The sequence below is a fragment of the Rubripirellula amarantea genome (assembly GCF_007859865.1).
Taxonomy (GTDB): domain Bacteria; phylum Planctomycetota; class Planctomycetia; order Pirellulales; family Pirellulaceae; genus Rubripirellula; species Rubripirellula amarantea.
Window position 1 is genome coordinate 355156 of record NZ_SJPI01000001.1, and the last position, 24304, is coordinate 379459.

Genomic DNA, 24304 nt, shown 5'->3' on the forward strand with positions numbered 1-24304 from the left:
AGCCTCGCCTCTTTGGGATGTTAGTTCATGACGACGCTGGAAGACATTATGGCCACGCATGGTCAGACAAATAGGAAACCCTTGGGATACTTGTATTGGCTTGCACTGCTGCTGCCATTCCTGCCCATGCTGCTGCCTTATCTGGCGTCATTGTGGAGCCTGGACTACTACCGATTCTTTCCTATCGCATTGCTAACCGTCGCCTTTCTAGCCTGGAAGCGAGTAGCTCGACCGCTAGAGCCTCCACGAGGATATTTTGGCTGGATTCTCGTTGGCTTAGCACTCGCACTAGCAGCTAGCAGTATTATCGTGGGCACGTTCGCCCCAGCTGTGATCGGGTTTGCCATCGCAATCACTGGCTTCTTCTGGTCGCAGAGCGATCGTTCTGGGAGTTCAACCTTCGCATTGTGCCTGCCAGTATGGGTTTTGGTCAGACCTCCTTTTGGACTCGATGAGCTTCTCATCGTCTGGCTTCAACGCGCCTCCGCTCGACTCATGAGCGTGATTTTAGACTTCGTGGCAATTCCGCATGGAATTCGAGGAAATGAATTACGGTTGCCGGACAAGGAGCTATTCGTTGCTGAATTGTGCTCCGGCATTCTGTCGTTTTATACGATTGCGTTTCTCGCATTTATCATAATGGCACTGATGAGACGCAAGATTTTCTTGGCACCGGTTTATCTAGCCATTGCGGTCATTGTCTCAGTAGTTGCCTACACCGCCAAGATCTCACTGATCACGATGGCGGACGCTTGGCTGCAATGGGACTGGACGTCTGGTTGGGCGAGTTCCATCTTGGGCTATATCATTCTATTGCTATGCTTCGGTCTGCTTTGGTCGTTTGACAACCTAGTGGCTAGCTTTTGTCATCCTGTTGAAGGGACGCATGGCGCGAGTGAATACAACCCTTTGGTCAAGTTATGGAATCTGCTATTTGACGATGGCAAAGAGGCTTCACTCAGTCAAACAACTGAGACCAGACAGTCGAATTCAAGATCTAACATGCGCTACGTGTTCTTGTCACTGTGCTTGCTGTTGACGCTTGGAACCCTGTTTGCGTCTATCAGTTATGTCAGTGCAGGAACGAGCTCATCGGGTGACGATGTGTCTTTGCAGCTTATCATCGACCCATCGCCTCAACTTATCGAGGACGCGACGAAACACCTGACGATCGAAGATCACCAACGAAACCGCAACAACGAAAACCGGAAGCTTGGCCGTAACGCCGACATTTGGACGTGCACCTTTCAAGATGCTACTTGTCAAATTTTGATCAGCCAAACCTTTTCGAGGTGGCAAGAATTTTCAATCTCGTATCAACGGGACTGGAGACTTCTCAACCGAGGAAGGTCGAGCATTCCTGAGGACGTCACAGACATTACCGACAGGACTCCAATAGCAATGGCAAGGTTTCGCAAGCGAGTCGACACTGCGAACTCGTACGGATACCTTTTATATTCCGCACTCACTCCTGATGGCGTCGCCGTTGCTCCGCCCCAAGACCTGGGTAGGTTAACTGCTTATCTTGATTTCCGGAGGAGCAACCAACGAGAACCTCTGCTGATGATGCAAGCGTGGCTTATCACTGAAGGACGTTTATCTGCAGCGGAGATCGACGAGGTCCGAAGCGACTTTTTTCGGATCCGAGACTCCCTCGCTTCGGAGGTCCGATCCGGTGCCAGTAGTCAACAACCACGTACTCCCGATGTGCCAGTCACCGGAGAATCCCAAGGCCTTGATCAATGATGCAATACTTTAACCCTCTTGCATGGGCTCGGTGGATTCGTCAATTCGTTTATGCTTGGCTGCTTTCCATTCCTTGGCAAAGTGCCGCTAAGGCCTCTCCCGCTGTTGCGACGCTCATTGTGATTTTAATCGTGGCGTCAGTTGCGTTTTCGGGCTTTAGTTCGTGGCGTAATTCGCTTATCGCGGCGCAGACGGAGACCGCCTGGCAAAACGAAGACTACGCTACCGCTGAATTGGTAATTCGACGCCAGCTCAACATGAACCGACAGTCGCCCGATCTGCTTTACAGATTGGGGCTCGCACGTGATTCCCAGGAAGAGCGTGACGAAGCAACTGAAATCATGCGAAACTTGGTTCGGTCATATAACCATGCTCCCGCAGCCATGTGGATTTTGCGAAACGTCTATTCTGAATTGGCATGGGCGAAGCTCAGCAAAGCTGAACGCAATGAGCTGGGGAACCTGCTATCTCTGCTCAGCCGGGAAGCTCCCAAAGACCCCAACATCAAACGTACATACGCGGACTACCTCATCACCACAGGTGATGAAGAGATGGCAATCAAACTTCTTTCCGAACTGGCAGAGAATCAGCCCATGCAGGGCTTACGGGCTGCCGCAGTCGCAAAACGACTTGGAAAGAATCGACAATCTGTAATGCTCGCCGAGCAAACGCTCAGCAACTTGCAAAAGCGGGCTTCTGAAGAACCTGGTGACATTAGGCTCTCACTTGCAATTGCCCAGAACCAAATTTTCTTGGAAAAGCATCCCGAATCCGTTCGTACTCTGCAAACCGCAATCGCCAATGCAAAGACTCCTGAAGAAGCAGACCTTCTTCGGATGTCGATGAGCGATGCAATCGTCGTTTGGATTGGCTCGATAGAAAAAGCTCCAGTCGAAACCCAAGAAGACAAACTGCAAGTGCTTAAGATGCTGCAGGTCGCGTTAAAGTTCGCGCCGAATAATCCCCGAGTGTTGACACTCGTGGCGGATCAGGTGCTAGCAACGCTGGACGAAAATGATGAACAACTCAAAAAAATTCGTAATGCCCTCGTATCAGGCAGCTCGCCTGGTATCGCGCACTTCATTCGGGGCACCGCAGCATTGATGAAAGACGATGTTGAACGAGCTACTACGTCTCTCGAATTGGCAGCAAAGGAATTGCCTCGTAGCGGAGCTATTCTCAATAACTTAGCCGTGGCACTGTCGATGCGTGGTGACGAGCACCTAGAGCGGGCCTTAAAAATATCCGAGCAGGCAATTTCGACGACCCCAAACGCTACTCCGCATTTTTATGAAACTCGCGGTCAAATACTCTTCCGGCTAAAACGATATCAAGACGCGATAACCGACCTCGAATTGGCGCTTAGCGTCCCGTCGCTAGCACCACAGGCTCATTTGTCGCTCGCAGTTTGTTATCGCGAACTTGGAGAACCAGAGTTGGCAAAAATGCATGAAGAAGCTGCAAAAACGACTGCCTCAGCCAGCGAACCTACTTCTGAGTCCTCATAGGACTATGTCGCTGCATCAAATCACCACTTGATGACTTTTCCCCTAGAGGCACAAAAAAAACGGCCGACTTTCGTCGGCCGTTTTCGTTGGTTCATGCTAAGCAGTTGGGCCTAGTACATGTCGTGGTCACCACCGGTGCCGCCCTTACCTTTTTCAGGTTTGTCAGCGACAAGCGCATCGCTGGTCAACAGCAATGTTGATACCGAAGCCGCGTTCGCAAGTGCCGTGCGGGTGACCTTCGTGGGGTCGATGACGCCAGCCTTGACCAGGTCTTCGTAGGTGTCAGTCAACGCGTTATAACCTTCGTTACCTTTACTGTTGATCACCTTCTCGCACACGATGCCGCCGTCTTGGCCTGCGTTTTCAGCGATCATCGTGATCGGGGCACGACAAGCTCGCAGCACGATGTTGTAGCCCACGATTTGATCGTGAGTCAGCGTATCAGCTGGCTTAACCGATGCCGATGCACGAAGCAGTGCAACACCGCCACCAGGCAAAATCCCCTCTTCGACGGCTGCGCGAGTTGCGTGCAGCGCGTCTTCGACGCGAGCCTTCTTTTCCTTCATTTCGGATTCGGTTGCTGCACCAACATTGACCTTGGCCACGCCACCAGCCAACTTGGCCAGTCGCTCTTCCAGCTTTTCACGATCGTAATCGCTGGTGCTGTTTTCGATCTCGCGACGGATTTGGTCGATTCGAGCCTTGATGTCCGAACTCTTACCGCCACCTTCGATGATCGTGGTGTTGTCTTTGTCGATGATGATCTTCTTCGCACGCCCAAGCTGCGGAAGATCAACACTTTCAAGCTTCACGCCGAGAGCTTCGAAGATCGCTTGCCCGCCAGTCAGGATCGCGATGTCTTCCATCATGGCCTTACGACGGTCGCCGTAGCCAGGAGCCTTCACGGCACAAACGGTGAAGGTTCCGCGAAGGCGGTTGATAACCAGAGTCGCCAACGCTTCGCCGTCGACGTCTTCTGCGATGATCAACAGTGGCTTGCCTTGTTGAACGACCTTTTCCAACATCGGAACCATGTCCTTGATGTTGCTGATCTTCTTCTCGAAGACCAAGATGTAAGCGTCTTCAAGGACGACTTCCATGCTGGTCGGATCGGTCACGAAGTAAGGTGACAGGTATCCACGATCGAATTGCATGCCTTCGACCCACTCTTGTTCGGTCTTCAGGCTCTTGCCTTCGTCAACGGTGATAACGCCGTCTTTGCCCACTTTGCTCATCGCGTCGGCAAGCAATTCACCAATCTCGCGATCGTTGTTGCTGGCGATGGTGGCAACGTTCGCCATGGCTTCCTGGTCTTTGACCTTGGTAGCCATCTTGTGAAGTTTTTCGGTGATGTCGGCAACAGCGGTTTCGATACCGGCCTTCATCTGAATTGGATTAACGCCAGCGACCACAGCCTTGAGGCCTTCATTGAAGATCGCCTCGGCCATTACCGTTGCGGTGGTCGTTCCGTCGCCGGCAACGTCCGAAGTCTTACTGGCGACTTCGCGGACCATTCGAGCGCCCATGTTTTCGAAGACATCTTCGAGCTCGATTTCTTTGGCAACGGTAACGCCGTCCTTCGTGACGGTTGGGCTACCGAAGCTCTTTTGCAAGATAACGTTGCGACCCTTGGGACCAAGAGTGACTTTGACGGTGCGAGCGAGTTTGGAAACACCGCGACGAATCGCTTCGCGAGCTTCCTGATCAAAAGCAATAATTTTTGACATGGTGATCTATGTGATTGGTAGTGAAAGAGAAAGGAATGGGTGGGTCGACCGAGCGATTACTCGATGACAGCCAGCACGTCGTCTTCGCGCATCAACAGATACTCGACGTCGTCGATTTCGACGGTTTCACCAGCGTAGTGACTGAACAGAACCACATCGCCATCCTTAAGCTGGCTCTTCGCACGACTGCCATCGTCAAGCAGCTTGCCGCTTCCGATTGCGACAACGGTGCCGCGAGCAGGTTTTTCACGAGCGGAATCAGGCAGCACGATACCGCCAGCAGTGGTTTCTTCGCTTTCGACTCGCTTGATAACGATGCGTTCGCCCATGGGTTGCAAGCGAACTTTGGAGTTCTTCTTCGTGGCAGTCGCCATCTTTAGAGTCCCTTTAGAGTGAGTGGTAGGAAAGAGTTAATTGAGTGTTCGGGAAGCGTTGCGGCCAAATTTCGACGCTCAACCAGCACTGCCTTCAAAAAACTCAGGCTGGACCGAGAGCGCACCTTTGGCAGGTCACGCGAATTTGTTCGCTAGAACAGCAAGCGGTGTGCCATTCGCAAAAACAAACCTCTAAAGCGTTGACAGAAAACAACTTAAGACAAACCGACTATGCGAACGCACAACTCCGCTTACCAAATTGGCAGAGCGTACTGGACCTATCCGCACGGAGGACTGGCGCGGGAAAATGGATCAAGACTTCGACGCGGAATTAGCAGTCGAAATGCGATCAGATGACCACTGCCTTGCCAAGGTTTCGTCGAACGGGCACGAATTGGCCGACGTGCATCATCGGATGAGTAGCAATCAGCATGAAAACGCCCGCTACATTGGGACAGAACCCGGCCAATCGCTCCGGTGGATCCTTGGCAAGGTCTTCGTCCGTTTGGGCATCAATGGCTGCGAAGGCTGACGCTTTTAACTGCTCAAAGTACTGCAGGTACTCATCCTTGGTTCGAAACTCCGCCGCATCATCACTTCCGACGTTCTCTTTGCCGTGCGTTTCCGCAAATCCCTCAGGGAGCTCAATCCCGTGACCAGGAGCCACCGATTCGAGCAGCATGACTTCGGAGCTGATCAGATGCCCTAGTTGCCACGCGACGTGATTGCAGCCTTCGCAGGGCCGATTAAGCAACTCTGCGTCCGAAAGGTCACTTACGTAAGTCGACAACACCATCCGGCTGAAGTCATAGGCGTTCTTGATGGCATCTTTGGCATGCATAACGGCACTTTCGGAAAGGAGTGAGAGAAAAGCGGCAAACGGCGGAGCTTCGTTTTAGCCCGTTTCTTCTAGGACCGTATCGATGAGTCGCGGTTACACCCCAAAATAAAGGCCAGGATTTCTCGCTGGCCAAACAAGACGAACATCACAAGACGAACATCACAAGACGAACATCACAAGACGAACATCGTGAAGACGGTCGCTAGTGAAGCCGGGCGTCCACGGGGAATTAGGCTTTCGCGGCAGCAGCCACGGCAGCGGCATTGATGCCGAAATGCTCGTAAACCTTGTCGAACGGTCCACTGGCACCGTACCCGCTCATTCCGACAAATTTGCCCTGGCTACCAATCCAGCGGTCCCAGCACATCCGCAGGCCTGCTTCGACTGCGACTCGGTTGGTCACCGCCGGCGGCAATACTTCGTCGATGTACGCTTGGTCCTGATCAGCAAACAGATCCATGCAAGGCATGCTCACGACACGAACCTTCTTGCCCTCGGCTTCCAGTGTTTCGGCTGCTGAAACGGCGTAGTTCAACTCGCTGCCACTACCCATCAAAATAACGTCGGGTGTGCCATCGCAGTCCTTTAGAACGTAGCCACCTTTGGCACATCCCGAGGCCGCCGCATACTTATCCCGGCAAAGGGTAGGCATGTTTTGACGAGACAGAACGAATGCTGCAGGACTGCGATGCATTTGCATTGCGGTGCGGTAGCACTCAGCGACCTCATTGGAATCGCCAGGGCGGAATACGAAAAGATTAGGGATCGCACGGCAAGCAGTCAGGTGCTCGACTGGTTGGTGAGTTGGACCGTCTTCGCCGACACCGATCGAGTCGTGTGTAAGGATGTAAAGGACGGGTTGATGCATGATGGCTGCCAACCGCATTCCGCCACGCATGTAATCAGTGAAAACAAAGAACGTCGCACCGTAGGCACGCAGCCCAGAGAGCGATAAACCGTTAACAATCCCTGACATGGCGTGTTCGCGAATGCCAAAGTGCAAGTTGCGTCCGCTGTACTGTTTGGGCAAGAACTCACCAGCGCCATCGAACGTCAAGTCGGACTTGTTGCTTGGCGCCAAGTCAGCGGATCCGCCAATCATGAAAGGGATGTTCTTGGCAATGGCATTGAGCACTTTGCCACTGCTATTTCGCGTGGCATCACCCTTCGCATCGGCAGGGAAGACTGGGATATCCGCGTCCCAACCCGCAGGCAATTCGCCAGCGAACATGGCCTTCAATTCAGCAGCCTTTTCGGGATGATCCGACTGATACTTGGCCCATTGCTTCGACCAGGCTTCGTACGCTTCTGCGCCTCGGGCTCCCAGATTCGCCGCAAAATGCTCACGAACGCCATCAGGAACGTAGAACTTCTCATCCTTTGGCAGTCCGTAGCTTTCCTTAGCCAGGGCGACTTCATCCCAGCCCAAGGGTGCACCGTGTGCGTTGTGCGTGTTTTGCTTGTTGGGGGCACCATAACCGATGATGCTTTTGATGATGATGATCGTCGGCTTGTCTTTGCAAGCTTGGAAGTTCGCTACGGCTTTGGCAATCGCCTTTCGATCATTGGCATCAGCGACATGAACAACGTTCCACCCAAGACCTTCGAACCTAACGCCGACGTCTTCGCTGAACGCCAGATCGGTATCACCTTCGATCGTGATGCTGTTGTCGTCATAGAGCCAACAAACGTTATCGAGTTTCAGGTGCCCTGCGACGGAAGCAGCTTCACAAGCAACACCCTCCATTAGGTCCCCGTCGCTGCAAATCGCGTACACGTTGTAGTCAAACAACTTAGCGTCAGGAGTGTTGTAGTTTTCGGCGAGCCATTTTTGAGCCATCGCCATGCCAACACTGTTGCTGACACCAGCTCCCAAGGGTCCGGTCGTGGTTTCGATTCCGGCAGCTTCGCCATACTCGGGGTGGCCCGCGCAAACGCTACCGATTTGGCGAAAGTTTTTGATTGCGTCGAGCGAAATGGCAAGCTCGCCGTTGCCTTTGCCATTGCGATCCACCTCTTTAACGCCCGCCAAGTGCAGGGTGCTATAGAGCAGCATCGAGGCATGTCCGCAGGACAGAACAAAGCGATCGCGTCCGGGCCACTGAGGGTTTTCCGGATCGTAGCTCATCGTGTGATTGAACAATTGATATGCGATTGGCGCTAATGCCATCGGCGTACCGGGGTGACCGCTGTTGGCCGTTTGCACGGCGTCCATGCTGAGGGCTCGGATGGTGTCAACGGCCAAGGTGTCGATGTCAGTCGATGCAACGCTCATCGGCGAGGTCTCTCTTTGAACGATTTGAGTAGGAAATTGCTTAGCAAATCGTAATGACCCAGCAGTCGAATCGAAAGGGCTGGACGCTAGAAAACTGCCCCCTCACAGGACAGACCGCCGACGCGACGCCACATCACGATCCCTGCACTCTCCATCAACAGCCATTCTGTCGACCAATGCTGCCCAGGGACGACCACCTGCGGAAAAAAGCGATCACCAGCAGAGCTTTACACACCGCCTAGTTCGGATTGTGAGGGAAAGGAGTCGTCAATCGCCTGCAGCAACCATGCCCCGCAGAGAAATGCCGCGAATCTTGGATTATGATCTGTATCAAGGCTCACGCGTACCTCTTCTGATCGCGACCCGAGCAATACACTCAAACGCACTATCGCTTGCGTCTACTACGATTCACCCAAAATAGACCTGGCGTGCAGTATGCCGGACGTTCCAGGAAGACTATGCCCCGCTCCCGCGATCCCAACTTAGACCTACTGCGTGCGATCGCTATCTTGATGGTTCTGGCTTTTCACATTGTCCCGATGTGGCCGACCAAGTATCCAGCACTCAAGGCAGCAACCCACCTCGGAAAGTACGGCGTCATCCTCTTCTTTGTGCTTAGCGGATGGCTGATTGGTGGAATTTACTGGCGTGAGTACGCCAAAGAAGGGCGAGTTCGGCTGGGCAACTTCTGGATGCGTCGCTGGATGCGCACGGCACCTCCCTACTTCGCGGGAGTCCTGCTGGGCTATGGTGCCGTTCGCCTAGCTCGATACGAGCCGTTTGACTTTCGTTACCTGTTTTTCCTGCAGAATTACGAGACAGACATGCCCTTCTATCGAATCAGTTGGTCTCTGTGCGTCGAAGAGCATTTCTACCTCGTGCTACCTTTTGTGGGATTCGCTCTGACAAAGTTGAATCGCACCTGGGCCGCGATTGCGTTATGGACACTTCCCTTGCTTCCGCCTCTATTGCGAGTGATTGACCCGAACGCAGGACTTGAAACCCCGTTTGGCTATGGCCACGCGGCGACCCATCTTATCGCTGAGGGATTAATCCTAGGCGTGGCAGCGTCCTTCACTGCTCGCTTTTTCCCACAAACCTGGGCGTCGATCCAAAAAGCAGCTTCCTACCTGTTCGTTCCGGCGTTGCTGGTGTTCGCGTCATTGACTTGGTGGGACGAGCACTCGATCTACTATGCCGGGCAATCGGTGGTCGCGTTCTGCTGTCTCGTCTGGCTTGCTGCTTTGGCAGGACGCCGTGCCGTGCCGTATTCGGCAAACTCGGTGGTCTATGCGATTGCAATCACGTCCTACAGCGTTTACCTGACACACAGTCTGGCAATTCATTTTGCGCGTCGCTACTTTGTTCCCAAGGGCAGCCTCGGATCAGAACTCCTATGCTTGGTGCTTTGGCTTACCTTGATTGCTGCTTCCGGCATACTGTTTTACTTTTGCATCGAACGAACCGCGATCGCGCTGCGGGAACGCGTGACGAGACAAACTAAAGATCCGCAAGGCACATCGTCTTAGTAACAATAGCGAAGTTGTAGCGAAGCAGACCCAAGGGGACTCTAAAACGCGACATGAGGCTCGACGCTAAACAAACCGTCGCCAAATGTTTGGCTGCAGGCCGAGAACAGCCACCTCTCCAATCAAAGCACACAGAGTGCTTGTCTTCGATTTGCTTCAGAATACCCAATGCTGCATCCGCGAAAGCAAATCGCGGTTGGTCAGGTCAAAATCTAGCGGCGTGAGCGTCACGTTGCCCGCGCGAAGCTGAGCCACGTCGGCCTGTTCAGGTGGTGGCGTGGCAGGATCGGACCAAAGTGCCCAGTAATAGTGGCGACCTCCCGGATCCGTTCGCCGCTCGTAACTACGCCCATACTGAGCCAAACCCATCGGCACGACCTTTGTCTCCCCTTTGCCTGCCCCCTGATGATTAATCGTGGCAGCAGTGGGGATATTTAAATTGAAGAGTCGCCCAGCGGAATCGGGTTGCTTCACAACCTTCGCGATAACATCCGTCGCGATTGCAGCCGCAGCATCAAAATCGGCGTCCTCGTCGTACTCTAAAGACACCGCGACGCTCGTCACACCGAAGAACGCACCTTCGATCGCCGCAGCCACTGTGCCGCTGTAAAGGACATTGATACCAGCATTAAGGCCGCTGTTGATACCACTAACGACCAAGTCGACGGGTTCTTCGCGAAAAAGTTCGGTGATTGATAGCTTCACGCAGTCTGCGGGTGAGCCATCCACCGCCCAAGCCCAATGCTTTCCGTCCCGGTGAATGGATTTGCAAGTCAGCGGCGTCAAAAAAGTGATGGAATGACCAACGCCGCTTTGTTCCGTTGCGGGAGCTGCAACAACCACATCACCGAGTCGGCTTAAACTTCGATGTAGAGCGGCAAGTCCGGGGGCAAACACACCATCATCGTTCGTCAAGAGAATTCGCATCGGTAACCTGGATGGATCGAAATGAGACTTAAAGGAGCGGTTCTTTCGCAGATAAAGCAGGCGAGCCCCTTCATCAAATCAGTGTCATTTTCTACACTTCGAGATTCGATTCCGCGACTCCCAAGAAGATGCGACTCCCGCATGAGCGACAAGATGGCCACTGAAACCCTGTCCGGTGAAACCGCTCCTGCTGAAAGCCTGACCGAGCAACGCATCGTCGTTCTCGACTTCGGTTCGCAGTACGCACAATTGATTGCTCGCCGCGTGCGAGATCAAAACGTCTACTGTCAAATCCTTCGCCACGACATCACCGCCGAGCGAATCGCGGAACTCGCTCCCAAAGGAATCATCTTGTCGGGCGGTCCGGCAAGCGTTTACCAAGATGGTGCTCCGCGATGCGATCCAGCTTTGTTCAAGCTTGGCATTCCCGTCCTTGGAATTTGCTATGGCATGCAACTGACCTGTGACGCGTTGGGTGGCAAGGTTGCCAAGACGACGACTCGAGAATACGGGCCCGCCAATTGCACCGTGCAGATGCAAAACGAACTCTTCGCTGACTTGCCGTCGGAGATGGACGTTTGGATGAGCCACGGTGACCAGATCTCTTCAGTTGCCGAATCCTTTGAGACCTTAGCTTCGACACCGACTTGCCCTCACGCTGCGATTCGGCACCGCGAGTTGCCTGTCTTTGGAATTCAATTTCATCCGGAAGTCACTCACACACCGCTAGGCGGCAAACTGCTCGAAAATTTCGTGGTGGGAGTTTGTGGCTGCGAAGCAACGTGGCACCTGAGCGATTTTGCGGAAGCAGTCATCGAGCATGTTCGCGAGACGGTAGGCGACCGACGCGTGATTTGCGGACTCTCGGGTGGAGTCGATTCATCTGTTGTTGCGGCATTGCTTTACAAAGCCATTGGATCCCAACTCTCTTGCATCCTGGTCGACAACGGTTTGCTGCGAAAGAACGAACAGCAACTCGTCATTAAAGAATTCAGCGAACACTTCAAGACTGACCTGCACGTCGTCCATGCCGAAGATCGCTTCATGGCTTCGCTGGCCGGCATCTCGGAACCGCAAGAAAAGCGTCGACGAATTGGCCATGACTTCATTGAGTGCTTTAAGGCGGAAGCATTGAATATCAAGGACGCGCACTTCCTTGCTCAAGGCACCTTGTATCCAGACGTGATCGAAAGCGGTGCCGACCCCGATGGTCCCGCTGCGACGATCAAACTGCATCACAATGTTGGCGGTCTTCCCGAAGAACTCGGCTTCGAACTGATTGAACCACTGCGAGACTTGTTCAAAGACGAGGTCCGCAGACTGGGATTGGAACTTGGATTGCCAGAGAACCTGGTTTGGCGTCATCCGTTCCCGGGCCCAGGCTTGGCGGTACGCTGCCTCGGTGAGGTCACGCGAGAGAAATTAGCAGTGCTTCGTGAGGCCGACGCGATCGTGGTGGAAGAAATCGAAAAGGCCGGTCTTTACCGCCAAACAAGCCAATCCTTCGCGGTTCTGTTGCCAGTGCAAAGCGTTGGCGTGATGGGTGATGCCCGCACTTACGACAACGCTGTCGCGATTCGTAGTGTCGACACGTCCGACTTCATGACAGCGGACTGGAGTCGCTTACCCTACGACTTGCTGGGCCGTATGAGTTCACGAATCATCAATGAAGTTAACGGGGTCAATCGAGTTTGCTACGACATCAGCAGCAAACCGCCCGCCACGATCGAATGGGAATAGTAGATGTATTCGTTACTGGACGACTACTGACGACAGACGATCATTGACGACAACGAAGTGGTTTTGATGACTCCACCGTTTACCACCTCCCGCAACTAGTTCGCGTTTACCCAATTCGCCGATCACAAGTTCACCTTTCACCTCAATTTTTCAAACTTAATTCCCATGTCGCGTCACTACATCTACCAAGTTGAAAGCCTCACGAAGAAGCACGGCCAAAAGACAGTGCTCAACGAAGTGAACTTGGCTTTCTATCCCGGCGCTAAAATTGGTGTGCTCGGTCCTAACGGAGCAGGAAAGTCGACGCTGATGCGAATCATGGCCGGCCAAGACACTGAATTCGAAGGATCGGCAAGACTCGGCAAAGGTTACACCGTTGGATACCTCGAGCAGGAACCGCCGCTCGACGAAACCAAGACCGTGTTTGAAAACGTGCAGATTGCCGTTGCCGAGCGTCAAGCCATCTTGGATCGCTACAACGAAATCGGCGGTCTGCTAGGCGAAGTCACTGACGACAAAGAAATGCAAAAGCTTTGCGACGAGATGGCAACGCTTCAAGACAAGATTGACGCGGGCAATTTGTGGGAACTTGATCGCCAAGTCGAAATGTCGATGGCAGTGATGAATTTGCCGCCGGGCGATGCGAGTGTAAAAACTCTTTCGGGCGGTGAAAAACGACGAATTGCACTTTGCCAATTGCTCATTCGCCAACCTGACTTATTGCTGCTCGACGAACCGACCAACCACTTGGATGCCGAGAGCGTTTCGTGGCTCGAGCAGCACTTGGCCAAGTATGCCGGAACCGTCGTTGCGGTAACGCACGACCGTTATTTTCTCGACAACGTTGCCCAGTGGATTTTGGAAATCGACCGCGGCCAAGGAATCCCCTTCGAGGGTAACTACACCGCATGGATGGAAAACCGAGCGAAACGATTACAAATCGAACAACGTCAACAACAAGCCAAAGACAAGACGTTGGCCCGCGAACTTGAGTGGATTCGCATGAGCCCCAAGGCTCGTCAAGCGAAGAGCAAAGCTCGGATCAGCGCGTACGACAAACTGCTTGCCGAACAACAGAACTCTCAGATCGACGAACTCGAAATCCAGATTCCTTCAGGCCGTCACCTGGGCGATCTCGTCATCGAAGCCCAAGGTGTGAATAAAGGCTTTGGCGATCGCATCTTGATGAACGACCTTTCGTTCCGCTTGCCTGCTGGTGGAATCGTCGGTGTGATCGGTCCCAACGGTGCTGGTAAAACGACGCTGTTCCGAATGCTGACTGGTCAAGACAAACCTGATAGCGGAAACATTCGAATCGGCGATACCGTTGACCTGGGCTATGTTGACCAAAGTCGCGATTCACTCGATCCCGACAAAACGGTTTTCCAGGAAATCAGTGGCGGCACCGAAACGATTGTGATGGACGGACGCAACGTGAACGCACGTTCGTACGTATCCAAATTCAATTTCAAAGGCCCCGACCAAGAAAAGAAAGTCGGCAACTTGTCCGGTGGGGAACGCAATCGCGTTCACTTGGCAAAGTTACTGCGTCGAGGTTGCAACGTTTTGCTTCTTGACGAACCCACTAACGACTTGGACGTCGACACATTACGAGCACTAGAAGAAGCAATCGCCCACTTTGCCGGTTGTGTTGTCGTGACATCGCACGACCGCTGGTTCCTCGATCGCTTGGCAACCCATATCCTAGCATTCGAAGGTGAAGGCAAATTGACGTGGTGCGAAGGAAACTTCGACACTTACGAACGTGGCCTACGCGAACGCATGGGGCTCGATCCAGAGGACGAAGCATCCGCGATGAAGGCTCGGTACAAAAGCATTCACGCCGGCTAGGCTTTGAACTTGGCTCAAGCCTTGGGCACTTTCTTTATTTCTATTTCCCTTAACACCCCGAGAACAAATCAAGATGGCTGTAGTAAGAGTTGGAACAAACCAGAAGTACGCCAATGGCTGGGATGCCGCGTTCGGCAAGACTGCCAAGAAGAAAAAAACTGCAGCGCCCAAAGTAACCAAGAAGAGTGCGACTGCTAAGAAGAAATCAACCAGCAAGCCTGCTGCCAAGAAAAAGGCTGCCAAGAAAAAGAAGTAGTTGAATCCTAGTCGTCACGCCCGCCTCCTATCGTTTCCAGCTCTCGCCTATCAAGACCGTCATTCGAGTTATTCACGATTGTTGAAATCGCGGCCGCTTAGATTCGACATGGCGAAGTGATGCTATCACGACGCGAGACCGAATAATCCGCTGGAAAACCCAAGCCAATCATGCCCAAATCCTTGCCACCGGAATCGTTGTGCGAAACGCTGCGCCGGTTGGCCGGGTATCTGAATTTTTCGTCGGGCTCGGCCTCACAGGGTGCGGGCGCGAATCAGCGATCTTTGACTGACGCTATTGATCCGGCGACGCTTGCGGCCTGGAATCACGTGTACGCAATCGCGACTGAAGGTGACCCCATGACCGGGTTACCAGCGTGGTTGGTGGTCAAGGATTGGGTTGTCTTGACGCTCGCGGAGCTATCGGCACAGCAGCCAGCATTTCGCGATACCAGCCAAGCTGATCGAATCACCGGCTTGTTGTGGAGCAAGTTGCTTCCGGACTACCTGGACTTCCATCGCGATGCGCTGTTTCACCAACAACCTGAATTGCTCTTCAACGGGTTCTTCATGGCTCGCGCCGCCGATGCATTGCTTAACGTTTGCGTCAACGATCAATCCAGCGAAACGAGTGACAGCGAAATCATACAGTTGGCAATCGACCAACTTGACGACTTCGTCGGCTATCGACCTGTTGCCATGCTGGAAAATAGACGATGCCAGCCTTACCGGCATGAATACGTGTGTCCGGTCCCATTGTACGTGGCTGGTGCTGGTGTTTCGGCAGGCCCCTATTTCGAGATCATTACTCGCGCGATCGCGGTTCTAAAGCAAACGGATGAATCCGTACTGCATGCTGCTTCATTCGATCCCGAGCGCATGGTCGAACTATCACTTGATCCTCGTGCTTACGATTTTGATCATCCAGTAAACCGTCGCCCCAATTACCATTTCGGTGGTTGGGACGAAGGCTCGATTTCAAGCGATGGACATTACTATCGGTTCATCGTTCGCTCGGTCACTCTCGACGCTCTGCTAAGCCGCCTTAGTGACGAAGAGGAAGGGTGTCGCGACGAATGGATGGACGAATGCGCTACCGTGCTTGCGGGCACGATCCTGATGGCATCGGGCATCACCGGGTGGGGTCCTGGTGCTTATTCCAGCGACATCACACTCAGTTCGTTGATGAAGCCCATTGCGGCCTACCGTGATGCGTTCTACCGCGACCGTTTGACGGCGTGCGAGGGAGAACATGGACAACGATTGCGACGAGAGTGCGAGTTGCGTCACCAGCCCTTTGGCGGTGTTCGACAGCACCTTAACGCTGCGCTTGCTCAAAGCAGAGCCGCTCAACTGCAACATGTTCAACTGGCTCGTTTGTACGCGCGAATGGGCTACCCCGAAGCGGCCAAGCGACAAGTCGATGCGGTGCCCGCGGCGTCGGCAAGATTGATATGCCGAATCGATTGCGCGATGACAATCGGTTTAAGGCGGCTCAGAGAAGGTCGGCTTGAAGACGCGGTCGAAGTTCCCGAACAAGTCTTTGACTTACTTAAGCGAGGCATCGAGTGCGGCGCGGTGATTGACCCTTGGGATATCCTTGGTTCCGCCGGCAATTTCAGCCTTTACCCGGGCCCCGAAAGCAGCGTTCACGACCAACGTGTCGACGACGTCATTTTCCTAATCGAACAGATGTTTGGATACATCGCGCGAGTCTGGAGCGAAGCGTCGGCGCGTGATGAGCACGACATCTATGAAAAGATGGAAACATGCTATCGGGACGTTGCACTTTGGTGGCGACAGTATGCTGCCCACACGGTCGAGTCGGTCGAAGCAGCCGATCCGCTTGAATCGTTCGAGTCGGCGAAGCTTGTCGCCCGAGCACTTCAGTTGTGGCATCAAGGTGGCGCCGAAGCGGGCAATGTTCGCTTCTGGGCACCCCACGCCGATCTGTTCGATTCGCCACGCGCGTATGCGTTGGTGATCTCGGCTCTTTTGGAACGTGAAGATTTTGTGCCTGCGATGGCCCTACTAGTTCATTGGCTAAGCAATGCCGACCGAGTCGGCATTCGACTCGGCGCTAGCTCGCTGCCGCGTCTGAGTGAACGATGGTTGCTGAAGTTACGGGGCTCCATCCGACCAGGCGCTACCGAAGATACTTGGCCATTGGCTCGCAAGTTCTTTGATTACCTTGAAGCCAATGCAGAAGAGTATTGGTCAGCACCGCGGTTTAGTCTCGGGGAAAGCCGCACGATCCAGCGAGATTGGGACCGCGAACTGTTAGCCGCCGATGGCGAAGACCCGGACCAAGACGACGGCGAATCGGCTGGTCTGTTTGACGCCGCTTACGAAGGCATGACCTATCGTGACACGACGGACGACGGAAACGAAGGTGCGATCTACGATCCTGACGCAGAAAATAGCGGTGACGAACTCGAAGCCGAATCCAAGCGACTGATCGAGCATCTTAGCTTCTTGCAATCGCTTGCTCGAATGTGGGCGGTAGCGGCCGACATCGCCGTCACGGACCAGAGCAGTGCCGACCTGGGTGATCGCTGGCATTCGCTTCAATCTTGGGCCAAACGAGCCAAAGAAAATCGAATTGGTTTGCTTGAACTTCTCGATGCGGTTCGCGCCTACAAAATTGCTCCCGCTGGCAGCGATAAAGATTCGATGCGCAGCTACGATCGTCGGCGAGTCCTGCGTGATTCGTTGATGGAACGAATCATCAATACCGCCGTCGAAATGTCCGACGCGAGACGATTGATCAGCGGCGCGATGATGTCACTTCCTAATCTGGAAGAAAGCGATACCAACCAAGGCAAAACGACGTTCGTCAAAGCAGCCATCGACGACGACTTGGCGGAAGATGACGCCGGTGCAATACGCGTCTTTGGAGCCGTAATTGCCGGCGACAAAAAAGAAGCGCAGCGACAGTTCCCCATGTTTCTTGACGCGTTGAGCGACAAGAGTTTGCTTTACATTCCGCTATCGCGAGGCGGCGATCCGGTCAAAATCTATGTGGCCCGACTTCGCCAACGCGCGCTTCGCCACTTGATGCACTGGCTTCCAAGACGAGGCTTGATCGCTGAAACGTGTCGCCTGATCGAAGTGGCTCGTGAGATGGAACAACAAAACCCTATCGGAATTGGTGCTGTCACTGAATTCGACTCACTGTTTCAGGCAGGCTTCCGATCACTCGTCGCTTCATTGGTAGAATCAACGAAACACGCAGCCGATGTCGAGAAACGATCAGAACTTACCGAAGACGCTCTGATCAATTCACTCGAGCGATTAACTGAAACCATGCTCGCCAGTTGGCTTGCGCACTCCCAAACGCTTCGCCTTTCACCTTTAGAAATCGTTACCGATCCCAAGAAGTGGGAACAGATGGTTGCGTTCATCAAGACCTATGGCGACCCGATCTTTACGCAAACGTTCTTGCAGCTTGGGAATGTTCGCGCAATCCTGCACCAAGGAGTTGCTGACTGGATCGAGCGAGCGATGGAGCAGGATGATGAACACTTTCGCGAAACAAAGTTGTTTGAAGATCTAGAAAACGGAACGCTGCGTTTGTCGCAAGCCGAACGATGGATGACGCTCGTTTATGAAGCGTTGATCGATCACCATGCCGAGTACCTTGATTACAACAGCACAACTACGCAAAGCGATCGCGGAGACATGGTTTACATGTTTCTTGATTTCCTGCGACTGCGAGTTCGCTATGAACGAATCGCGTGGAACTTGAAACCCGTCATGTGGGCTCATGAAGTTCTGGTACGAGGTGGCCTCGAAAAGGCTGCAATCATTTGGCGACGAAGCTTAAGCGAACGCATCGGCGCCGAAGCAGAAATCTATGTCAAGCGTCTTCGTGACTTGCAAAAGACTTACGCGATGCGGATGCCGACAGTGGCCGATCGGATCATGGAACGTTTTGTGCAACCGATGACCATTGATCGCATGCGAGCACTCGTCGGCCCCGCAATGCGAGACGCTGAGTCGGGTGAAGAAAGCAAAGCGTTTGAAATCCTTGAGCAAGAAGCGGAAATCTTGACGCGGCATCCCACCGGTGTCGGATTAGAAGTGCCAGCATGGCTCGATGCCTTAGAAGACGAAGTCGAACAGCTAGCAAAACAACGCACTAGTAGTGAAATTGACCCGCACGCGTTGATGACTATCGCCATCGTACCGCTTTCCACCGTCGAGGTGAGCGAACAACTCGACACCGCACGAAGCCAAGGTCGGCGACTGCCTCACATGAAGCCGTAGCGTGCGTTCCGCGAACGGCAGCGGTCTTCTTGCACGTGGGCACCAATTTAGCGCTCCCCGACAGGTGGTAATTGCAGAGCGATGATCGCCCAAACACAGTGACCGTTGTGGCAAGGTGGTTAAAACACCGATTAAATACTCAAGCAACACTCGTTAAGTGCAACGGTGGCTTGGCACAAAGAAGACGTGTACGCAACGGCAAATCGTGCAACACAGCAAATCGTGCAACACGGAGTCGTGCAACACCGCACTGTGTAACGCTGAACCGTGTAACGCTGAACCGTGTAACGCTGAACTGTGCAACACTGCACTGTGCAACTTCCATGGAATGACACATTGTTCCCTTACGCGGATGTCGATCATTTTTTGTTGCGCACGATCTTTGCGAAGCGATCTTTACAAACCAGAAGCTTCCACCGATACTCAGCCCCGTTGATGCGGCGAAGCATGAGGCCCGCCCACTGGTTTCCGTCTGATATAAATCAAGGGCTACGACGCAAGGATGAATACGTTTGCGGTCAGTCAATTATCGACGCTCCGATGGAGCATGGAACAAGACGCATCAGCGTACTCGGCAATGGGCTTTGAAGGGATTGGACTTTATCGGCCCAAGCTCGATGACTTTGGAATTGATCGCACCATTGAATTGCTTTGCGAATCTTCCCTCCATGTAACCTCGCTTTCGTGGGCGGGCGGATTTACCGGAAGCTGTGGTCTGGGCGTGGACGATTCCGTTCGAGACGCGATTAAAGCGGTTCGCGAAGCGGCAAATCTTCGCGCCGACACGCTGATTGTTTTAGCCGGTGGTCGCAACAACCACATTCGATCGCATGCACGACGCACACTATGCGATGCTCTTCGTGAAGTCTCTGCGGCCGCTGAGAGTTTTGACGTTCACCTATCACTTGAACCGATCCATCCCGGCTGTGGCGACGAGTGGTCTTTCATCCATGATCTACGCACCACACTAGACATCATCGAGGATGTCGGCAGCACTCATTTAGGCCTTGCCTTGGACACGTATCACGTCGGCATGGATGACGACACCATCAAATGGCTGCCGGATCTAAAACCGCATTTGAACTTGGTGCAGTTTGGCGATGGCCGCCACAGTCCCGTGGGCGAAATGAACCGCTGCTTGCTTGGTGAAGGATGCGTTCCTTTGCAGCGTTTCTACGAAGCACTTGTGGAACAAGGTTATCAAGGTCCTATGGAAGTCGAACTGCTAGGCGAAGACATCGAAAACGTTTCGTATGAGCAGGTCTTGCAACACGCAAAGTTGTTTTTCGATCGCTTGAGTGGTTCAGTCAGCCGTTCGTAGCAGGCGAGTTCTCTTGTTGTCGTCAATCGCTCGCCAACTTCGCTCACACAGAATCGCATGACTAGCTGACGTCACCTAGCCACAGCACTTCAAACGCGGCTATCGCACGCCACTGTCTTTTTGCTTGGCGAACAGTGGGATTCGTTGATCCTCTGGTAAGAAGGCTCGGTTTACTCGCTCAGGATCCTGCTGAGTCCAAGTCTCTCGTAGTTGCGAAGCGTTGACCTGGCGGCAAGACGCATTTTCGTGCCATCGTATTTCATAGCGTGCTGGCTTCCATCGGCGCAGCGGCAATTGCGATTCATCCTTGATCAGCCGCCACCCTCGAACGTGAAATCGGCGATCCGTTTTCGACCAATCATAGAAGATGACCTGCCGAAACACTTCTCGGCCGTCTTCGTCGACAAAGTGGTTGAGTTCGACCAAGTCCACTTCCTCCACCTCCCATTCGGTGACATCGACCGTGGAAGAGCCGGAACCGCTTTGCGAATCCGCGTTTGCTTTGCCCGTAGCCAAGGCTATGGAGCCTACCCCCACACACAAACACCAGGCCACAAGCACAAGTGTGTATGCCCGGCATACAATGAAAGACATGGACAGCGAACGAAGCTTCATGACCGACTCCCTCTGTGAAAACACTTCATCATCAAGTCAGTTCGGCGCTAGCCAGAGCGTTGACTTCGGCCAGAAAAACGGTGTTTTCAACGCGTCGAACCATCCATGCCTAGATTCTTTGCCGAGGGGTTGTAAAGGGCACTTTGGTTTATCGGAAGAATCTCCTCCCCAGCGAAAGGTTTCACTTCTGCGAGGCTGGGGAGCCTGTTTTTGGCTGCTGTTCGTTTGGGGGGACGTATCTTCCAGCAGCGCCGAGACGCTGGATTATCCGCCGCCGATACCGCTGCTGAGATCCGAATTGCCGCGACCGCCCAGCGAAGAAATTTTTTTACTCGACGAAGGCTCGGTCACGATGAACTATGGGGACCGAGATCCAGACCAAGAACGGAGATCTGGCCCTCGGGTCGCTGCGGAAACGCGATTCAAAATGGAATACAACTATCGCAGTTCCCCTCGCTGGCAAATTCAAAATCGCGAGTCCGATCGAGTGCTAATCATTCGACTTCGGCTCAGGGACGTGAAGCTAGAGACGACGCATGAAATTTGGTTTCGACGCAAACCAAAGCTCGAGAACTTTTGGCAAGATCCCCTTGTCCAACATGAACTCGACCATGTCCGAATCTCGTCGGATCCACGACTCAGGAAGCGTTTCTTGGAACTCGTTGGCAAACCCGGAAAAATTGAACTGACGCTAGAACCGACCGACAAAGTAGACGCCGCCTTTGTTCGACAGGCGGTTCAGAAGCATGTGGCTAATTCCTTCGATCAGGTTTCGGAATTGGCCTCGATACGTTACCGAGAACTTGATCGTCTCACGCGGCACGGTCGTTCCCCCGTGCCCGCCGAATTTCAGCGAGACATTCTGGACCTACCAACACCGGAAAATGCCTCACATGATGCTTCTCCGGATTCGTCGGAAACGAAATGATCGGGTACCCCAGCGGCGGCGTGCTTCCCCAAGACCGATTTCCGAAGTTTCCTGGCGTCTGAGTCCCAGCGGTGTCTCAATTCAAGAACCGTCGTCACCACTGCTGTCGGGGGTATGGGGATCGTGGGGCATCATGGTAAATTGCTATTTGGCGAAACTCCTCCTTTTCCATCCACTGACTGGCTCGCTTCGCGATGACTGTTGACACCTATGCTGTATGCCCTTGTGGCAACGGCAAGAAAATTAAATTCTGCAAGTGCAAAGACTCTGTCCACGAACTCGATGCCGTTATCAAGATGGTCGAAGGCGGCCAAGTTGTTCCTGCGCTTGATCGTCTTTCCACAATCCTGCAAGAGAACCCGGATGCTGCATGGGCGCTTGCGATCCGAGGTCGCTTGTTGCTCGATTTGCGAGAATATGAATCGCTATCCGAGAACGCTGAACGTTTCATTCGCCTGCAACCAAGCAACCCACTCGCGTTGACTCAGCGAGCAGCGGCGATGATCTTCAAGGGTGACGCCGAAAGTGCGACCTCGACGATCCTTCAAGCACTCACCGAGAGCGGACGTGATGTTGATTCGTTCGTACTCGACGTTGCATCGGTGCTTGCGTTTTCGCTTGCTCAATCCGGGGCGTTTCTAACCGCCCGTGTATATGCCACGCTCGCCATGATGGCGTCTGGCTACGAAGGTGGACGGACAGCGGTTTCGGTGCTTCGGCAACTCAACCAAGCACCGACGATCAGTCAATTGATGAAGTCCATTCCGGAAACCATCGAGCGTCCCGCCGACGCGAGTTGGGGCGAACGCTATGACGAAGCAGCAGGTCTGCTTCAAAGCAACCAAGTGCTGCTGGCCGAGAATAAATTCCAATCGCTGCAACGTACCGTTGCAGACGAACCAGCGATCTTGTCGGGACTGTTGACCTGTGCGATTTGGCGAGGCGATACCGATACCCAATCGGACATGCTCAGGAAGTTGTCGGAATGCGAATCGCTCGACTTTGACACCCGAGCCAAGTACTTGGCGATGTCGGCGATGGCTAAACCGAGCACTCCCGACGTTTGCATCCCTACAGTGGAACTGACTTGCGACATAGAGAACACCGAAGAGATCGAATTGTCGATGACCGCCAGTTCTTACTTCGTGTCGCTTCCGCCGGACTTGCTTTCCGGCATGCGCGCTAGTGAGGACGATATTCCACCGCGTGCTGGGTTCCAAATTCTGGATCGCGAAAAGCCAACGGAATTGGATAAGCTTCCGCCCATCTCTGAAGTTCCAGAAGCTGTCGCGATGGTTTTCATTTACGGAAAGCAAACCGACCGTGCTGCTCGGATTGAGGTTGTCGAGGTTCGGCAAGATCGAATCGAACAAGTGAAATCACGCATCAATGACGCAGTCGAATCGGCGTTTGAATTCACCCAATCCGACGGCGAACCCTTGCCCTTGCTTGTTGCTAGTCAACCAGCAATCGCGATGGTGCGTTTTCAAGCCAGCCCGTTGGACGCCGAAAAGCTTCAACTCGATTTGGTTCAAGAGCGGATGCCGGAAGCCGTCGCGTCACTCAAACTGCCTTTGCTAGGCAACGCGTCGTTGAAGGATCTCGCGGGCGATGAATCCAAGCTGCTCGTTCGCACGGCGGTAATGCAAATCATCGAGCAATACGACGCGGTTTCATCAAAGCTCGGTGACTCGATCGAAAAGGTTTATGAATTTGCTGGTCTTCAACGACGAGGGATGATCGTTGCGAACAACGAGGACATCGAATCGCTTGCCAATGAAGATCTTGCTTTCGTTGATCCATCCCAACTCAATACCGAGTCGCTGATTTATTTAGTGCAGCGTGCTCAGCAGGTTTCATCAACCAATGCCATGCGTCGATTCGCGTCGGCTCTTCTTGAATCAGAAATGAGCGAGGAACAACGTCCCGCGAAGTTGCTTGCGTACATGACTCTGATCAACACCGCTACTGATAACGCCGTAGCATTGAAGCTGCTTGAAGAAGCCAAAGCGTTTGCCGCTGCGAATCAAATATCCACGGCGAACCTGTTGCTGACTGAAATTGGCTTGCGTTTACAAGGTGGCGATGGTCCTGGATTCCAATCAGCTCTGCAAGCGATCTCGTCACAATACGGTCAAGAACCCGAAGTGATGGCACAGCTTCAGCAGATGTTGATGGCTTATGGGTTGATTGGACCCGATGGACGTCCACGGGGAGGGCCAGGCGGTCCACCTTCAGCTGCTGCTCCCGCGGCGGCGGGTGGCGGGTTGTGGACTCCCGATGGAGGAGCCCCCGCTCCATCGCCGGCTGCTGGCGGCGAAGGCGACGGCGGCAGTAAGCTGTGGGTTCCCGGCATGGACTAGGTAGCAGCGTTCATGCTGCGATGGAGCAGTCTTGC

General features: G+C 53.5%; 16 protein-coding genes. 10 read left to right on the forward strand and 6 right to left on the reverse strand.

Annotated elements, in window-relative coordinates; translation table 11 throughout:
• Nucleotides 1–27: 27 nt before the first annotated feature.
• On the forward strand, nucleotides 28–1746 hold the full coding sequence (xrtU, locus tag Pla22_RS01370; RefSeq protein WP_146512990.1) for an exosortase U: 1719 nt from the start codon (nucleotides 28–30) through the stop codon (nucleotides 1744–1746).
• On the forward strand, nucleotides 1743–3254 hold the full coding sequence (locus Pla22_RS01375) for a tetratricopeptide repeat protein (RefSeq protein ID WP_146512991.1): 1512 nt from the start codon (nucleotides 1743–1745) through the stop codon (nucleotides 3252–3254). The genes xrtU and Pla22_RS01375 overlap by 4 nt, the downstream gene beginning before the upstream one ends.
• 110 nt (nucleotides 3255–3364) lie before the next feature.
• Here Pla22_RS01375 and groL read toward each other — a convergent pair whose 3' ends face one another.
• From groL to tkt, 4 genes are all read right to left on the reverse strand, one after another.
• Entirely contained in the window at nucleotides 3365–4981 is a 1617-nt protein-coding gene (groL, locus tag Pla22_RS01380; protein WP_146512992.1) for a chaperonin GroEL, read from the reverse strand.
• Nucleotides 4982–5037: 56 nt separating this feature from the next.
• Entirely contained in the window at nucleotides 5038–5355 is a 318-nt protein-coding gene (gene groES / locus Pla22_RS01385; protein ID WP_146512993.1) for a co-chaperone GroES, read from the reverse strand.
• 349 nt (nucleotides 5356–5704) lie between these two features.
• Nucleotides 5705–6196 (reverse strand): DinB family protein, encoded by a 492-nt coding sequence (locus tag Pla22_RS01390; RefSeq protein WP_146512994.1) that lies wholly within the window; start codon nucleotides 6194–6196, stop codon nucleotides 5705–5707.
• A gap of 229 nt (nucleotides 6197–6425) precedes the next feature.
• Entirely contained in the window at nucleotides 6426–8471 is a 2046-nt protein-coding gene (gene tkt / locus Pla22_RS01395; protein ID WP_146512995.1) for a transketolase, read from the reverse strand.
• Nucleotides 8472–8929: 458 nt separating this feature from the next.
• On the opposite strand from tkt, the gene Pla22_RS01400 reads away from it, so the two are divergent.
• A complete protein-coding gene (locus tag Pla22_RS01400) occupies nucleotides 8930–10000 on the forward strand; it encodes an acyltransferase family protein (protein ID WP_146512996.1) in 1071 nt (356 codons plus the stop codon).
• Nucleotides 10001–10156: 156 nt separating this feature from the next.
• Here Pla22_RS01400 and surE read toward each other — a convergent pair whose 3' ends face one another.
• Nucleotides 10157–10927 (reverse strand): 5'/3'-nucleotidase SurE, encoded by a 771-nt coding sequence (gene surE, locus Pla22_RS01405; RefSeq protein ID WP_146512997.1) that lies wholly within the window; start codon nucleotides 10925–10927, stop codon nucleotides 10157–10159.
• A 153-nt stretch (nucleotides 10928–11080) separates the two neighbouring features.
• On the opposite strand from surE, the gene guaA reads away from it, so the two are divergent.
• The 5 genes from guaA to Pla22_RS01430 all read left to right on the forward strand — a co-directional run bounded on the left by guaA (nucleotide 11081) and on the right by Pla22_RS01430 (nucleotide 20363).
• A complete protein-coding gene (guaA, locus tag Pla22_RS01410; RefSeq protein ID WP_207310282.1) occupies nucleotides 11081–12667 on the forward strand; it encodes a glutamine-hydrolyzing GMP synthase in 1587 nt (528 codons plus the stop codon).
• Nucleotides 12668–12832: 165 nt separating this feature from the next.
• Nucleotides 12833–14518, forward strand: coding sequence for an energy-dependent translational throttle protein EttA (gene ettA / locus Pla22_RS01415; protein ID WP_146512999.1), 1686 nt, complete (start codon nucleotides 12833–12835; stop codon nucleotides 14516–14518).
• A 73-nt stretch (nucleotides 14519–14591) separates the two neighbouring features.
• On the forward strand, nucleotides 14592–14774 hold the full coding sequence (locus tag Pla22_RS01420) for a hypothetical protein (RefSeq protein WP_146513000.1): 183 nt from the start codon (nucleotides 14592–14594) through the stop codon (nucleotides 14772–14774).
• Between the two features lie 170 nt (nucleotides 14775–14944).
• Nucleotides 14945–19042, forward strand: coding sequence for a hypothetical protein (locus tag Pla22_RS01425; RefSeq protein WP_146513001.1), 4098 nt, complete (start codon nucleotides 14945–14947; stop codon nucleotides 19040–19042).
• A 502-nt stretch (nucleotides 19043–19544) separates the two neighbouring features.
• Nucleotides 19545–20363 carry a sugar phosphate isomerase/epimerase family protein gene (locus Pla22_RS01430; protein ID WP_146513002.1) on the forward strand — a complete coding sequence of 273 codons (819 nt, stop codon included), beginning with the start codon at nucleotides 19545–19547 and terminating at the stop codon, nucleotides 20361–20363.
• A gap of 99 nt (nucleotides 20364–20462) precedes the next feature.
• Here the strand turns inward: Pla22_RS01430 and Pla22_RS01435 are convergent, their stop codons facing one another.
• Entirely contained in the window at nucleotides 20463–20978 is a 516-nt protein-coding gene (locus Pla22_RS01435; protein WP_146513003.1) for a hypothetical protein, read from the reverse strand.
• A 298-nt stretch (nucleotides 20979–21276) separates the two neighbouring features.
• Between Pla22_RS01435 and Pla22_RS01440 the strand changes: the two genes are divergently transcribed.
• Nucleotides 21277–21906 carry a hypothetical protein gene (locus Pla22_RS01440; RefSeq protein WP_165440467.1) on the forward strand — a complete coding sequence of 210 codons (630 nt, stop codon included), beginning with the start codon at nucleotides 21277–21279 and terminating at the stop codon, nucleotides 21904–21906.
• Between the two features lie 194 nt (nucleotides 21907–22100).
• The gene (locus tag Pla22_RS01445; RefSeq protein ID WP_146513005.1) at nucleotides 22101–24269 is read left to right on the forward strand and encodes a tetratricopeptide repeat protein; all 2169 of its coding nucleotides are present in this window, start codon (nucleotides 22101–22103) and stop codon (nucleotides 24267–24269) included.
• Nucleotides 24270–24304 lie beyond the last annotated feature (35 nt).